The organism is Sphingobium sp. (assembly GCF_048594625.1).
In the GTDB taxonomy this organism is placed as follows: Bacteria; Pseudomonadota; Alphaproteobacteria; order Sphingomonadales; family Sphingomonadaceae; genus Sphingobium.
Window position 1 is genome coordinate 1 of sequence record NZ_JBMDWL010000129.1, and the last position, 2,870, is coordinate 2,870.

The 2,870-nt window shown below is 62.2% G+C and carries 5 protein-coding genes; 2 read left to right on the forward strand and 3 right to left on the reverse strand.

Annotated features, from left to right (window positions below):
• Window positions 1–75 precede the first annotated feature (75 nt).
• Together glyA and rpiB are read right to left on the reverse strand one after the other, a co-directional pair.
• On the reverse strand, window positions 76–1,374 hold the full coding sequence (gene glyA / locus ACOJSJ_RS16555; RefSeq protein WP_420146058.1) for a serine hydroxymethyltransferase: 1,299 nt from the start codon (window positions 1,372–1,374) through the stop codon (window positions 76–78).
• A 23-nt stretch (window positions 1,375–1,397) separates the two neighbouring features.
• Window positions 1,398–1,835, reverse strand: coding sequence for a ribose 5-phosphate isomerase B (gene rpiB, locus ACOJSJ_RS16560; RefSeq protein ID WP_420146059.1), 438 nt, complete (start codon window positions 1,833–1,835; stop codon window positions 1,398–1,400).
• A gap of 102 nt (window positions 1,836–1,937) precedes the next feature.
• Here rpiB and ACOJSJ_RS16565 point away from each other — a divergent pair, with 102 nt between their 5' ends.
• Window positions 1,938–2,102, forward strand: coding sequence for a hypothetical protein (locus ACOJSJ_RS16565; RefSeq protein WP_420146060.1), 165 nt, complete (start codon window positions 1,938–1,940; stop codon window positions 2,100–2,102).
• 91 nt (window positions 2,103–2,193) lie between these two features.
• The gene (locus ACOJSJ_RS16570) at window positions 2,194–2,505 is read left to right on the forward strand and encodes a hypothetical protein (protein ID WP_420146061.1); all 312 of its coding nucleotides are present in this window, start codon (window positions 2,194–2,196) and stop codon (window positions 2,503–2,505) included.
• On the opposite strand, the gene ACOJSJ_RS16575 is transcribed toward ACOJSJ_RS16570, so the two are convergent.
• Window positions 2,499–2,738, reverse strand: coding sequence for a hypothetical protein (locus ACOJSJ_RS16575; protein ID WP_420146062.1), 240 nt, complete (start codon window positions 2,736–2,738; stop codon window positions 2,499–2,501). The genes ACOJSJ_RS16570 and ACOJSJ_RS16575 overlap by 7 nt on opposite strands.
• Window positions 2,739–2,870 lie beyond the last annotated feature (132 nt).

A 2,870-nucleotide genomic window follows, 5' to 3' on the forward strand; every position in this document is an offset into this window, starting at 1 on the left:
TTTTCGACCAATATCTAAAAATGTTGTATTTCACCCGGTTTCCCCAAACCATCCAACCCCACGGCTCATTGGTCCTTAGTAGATCGGGAACCGCGCCGTCAGGCCCAGCACCTTTTCGCGCACATGCGCTTCGACCTGACCGTCGCCTTCTTCGCCATTGCGGTTGAGGCCTTCCACGACTTCCGCGATCAGGCGGCCGATTTCGCGGAATTCTTCTTCACGAAAGCCGCGCGTCGTGCCTGCGGGCGTGCCCAGACGAATGCCGGATGTGACGAACGGGCTGGCCGTGTCGAACGGGACGTTGTTCTTGTTGCAGGTGATGTAGGCGCGGTCGAGCGCCTTTTCCGCGGCCTTGCCCGTGGTGTTCTTGGGGCGCAGGTCGACCAGCAACAGGTGGTTGTCGGTGCCGCCCGACACGATCGACAGGCCCGCATCGGCCAGCGTTTCCGACAGCGCGCGCGCATTGGCGACGACCTGATGGGCATAGGCCCTGAACTCAGGCGACAGCGCTTCCTTGAAAGCCACGGCCTTGGCCGCGATGATGTGCATCAGCGGGCCACCCTGCAGGCCGGGGAAGATCGCCGAGTTGATCTTCTTGGCGATGGCTTCGTCGTTGCTCAGGATGATGCCCGAACGCGGACCGCGCAGCGACTTGTGCGTCGTGGTGGTGGTGACATGGGCGTGCGGGATCGGCGAAGGATGCGCGCCACCGGCGACGAGGCCGGAAAAATGCGACATGTCGGCCATCAGATACGCGCCCACTTCGTCGGCGATTTCGCGGAACCGCTTGAAGTCCCAGACGCGCGAATAGGCGGTGCCGCCGCAGATGATCAGCTTGGGCTTGTTTTCGCGCGCGATGCGGGCGACTTCGTCCATGTCGATTGTATGGTCGTCTTCGCGCACCCCGTAGGCGACCGGCTTGAACCACTTGCCCGACATGTTGACCGGCGACCCGTGGGTCAGGTGGCCGCCCGACGACAGGTCGAGGCCCATGAAGGTGTCGCCCGGCTGGAGCAGCGCCAGGAACACGGCCTGGTTCATCTGGCTGCCGCTATTGGGCTGGACGTTGGCGAAGTTCGCGCCGAACAGGGCCTTGGCGCGTTCGATGGCCAGCGTTTCGACGACGTCGGCATATTCGCATCCGCCATAATAGCGCTTGCCCGGATAACCTTCGGCATATTTGTTCGTGAAGATCGATCCGGCCGCTTCCAGCACAGCCTTCGACACGATGTTTTCCGACGCGATCAGTTCGATCTTGTCCTGCTGGCGCTTCAGCTCCTTGCCGATGGCATCGAAAATTTCGGGATCGGCGCTGGATAGGTCTTCATTGAAAAAACCGGCCTGACGGATGGGGGAAAGCGTGTCGATGCTCATCGAAAATCCTTTCAGAGCGCAGGTCAGATGGCGGGTTGGGAAAGTTTTTCGACGCGGCCCGCATGGCGGCCACCGCCGAATTCGGTGGTCAGGAACGCGGTGACGCATGCCTTGGCCATATCCACGCCGGTCAGGCGCGCGCCCATGGCGATGACGTTGGCGTCATTATGTTCGCGCGACAGGGCGGCCGACAGCGGTTCGCCCACCAGCGCGCAGCGGCATGCCGGATTGCGGTTGACCGCAATGGAAATGCCGATGCCGGACCCGCACAGCGCGATGCCGCGTTCGGCGGCACCCGATGCGACGGCTGTGGCCAGCTTGTAACCGAAATCGGGATAATCGACCCGGTCGGCGGTTGCGGGGCCAAGGTCGGCGACCTCATGCCCTTCCTGGCGCAGCCATTGGGCCAGTTCCGCCTTCAGGTCGACGGCGGCGTGATCGGAAGCGATGGCGATTTTCATATATGCGGCCCCTGCATCCATGGGGTGATTCGTTCTTCGCGCCTCATAGGGGGACGGGGCGGCAATTGCCACCGTCCAGCTTGCCCCTTATGGACCGGACGCATGGCTGGGACGATTTTATCGATATTGATGCTCGCAGGGGTGCTCCTGACGGGTGGCGGCATTTATGCGATCGTGCGCAAGGGCGACCGCAAGCGCGGCGCGTTGATGATCGTCGCGGGTCTTGTCATGTTCGGCAATGTGGCGATCAGCACGATACCGCTCTGACCCGCCGATCAGGCGCTTCGTGGCAAAAGGGCGATAAGGCCCGGCTCGCTTTCCTGCCTTCGCGTGTTGAGGGCGGAAAGGAGATTTTTTCATGAAGATGACCCTGTCAGCCCTCGCTGCCGCTATGGTGATGACGGTGACGTCCATGCCCGCCGATGCGCAGGTCAACCATCGCCAGTGGCGGCAGGATCAGCGGATCGAACGCGGCTACAGCAACGGCCGCCTGACCCCGCGTGAAGCGCGCAGGCTGGACGCGCAACAGCGCCGGATCGACCGTTACGAATATCGCAGCCGTCGCGACCGCGGTGGCCTTAGTCGCTATGAACGCGCCCGCATCGACCGCAAGCAGGACCGGGCGAGCCGGAACATCTGGCGCAAGAAGCATAATTATCGCGGTTATTGATCCGGATGCTGGCCGTCGGGTGACCCCGTGCCGACATTCTTGCGCGTGACCACCGGCTTTGCGCAGCCATTTTCCGAATGCAGCACCGCCTTGATCTGATCGGCGGGCGGTTGCCGGGCCAACGTTCCGGCCTTGGCCTCATCCTGTTTGACCGTTTTGGGCTTATGGTCCTGACATGTTGCAGGCGAAGGCGTCGAAGCGGCGGCGAGAAAGGCGAGTGCAAAAAGGGCCATGACAACCTCCATATTTGACGGGTCGTTCAACCGAGCCGCCTTTGGCGGCGTGGCGGATCATGCGATGTGGCGATGTATGGTCGCTGAACCACAAAAAAAGGGCAGCCAGCGGCTGCCCTTTTTTTGTGCCAG

What these genes read in the sequence shown, in the direction of transcription:
- rpiB (WP_420146059.1), bottom strand. Translation starts at nt 1,835, where the DNA reads ATGAAAATCGCCATCGCTTCCGATCACGCCGCCGTCGACCTGAAGGCG.
- ACOJSJ_RS16575 (WP_420146062.1), bottom strand. Translation starts at nt 2,738, where the DNA reads ATGGCCCTTTTTGCACTCGCCTTTCTCGCCGCCGCTTCGACGCCTTCG.
- ACOJSJ_RS16570 (WP_420146061.1), top strand. Translation starts at nt 2,194, where the DNA reads ATGAAGATGACCCTGTCAGCCCTCGCTGCCGCTATGGTGATGACGGTG.
- glyA (WP_420146058.1), bottom strand. Translation starts at nt 1,374, where the DNA reads ATGAGCATCGACACGCTTTCCCCCATCCGTCAGGCCGGTTTTTTCAAT.
- ACOJSJ_RS16565 (WP_420146060.1), top strand. Translation starts at nt 1,938, where the DNA reads ATGGCTGGGACGATTTTATCGATATTGATGCTCGCAGGGGTGCTCCTG.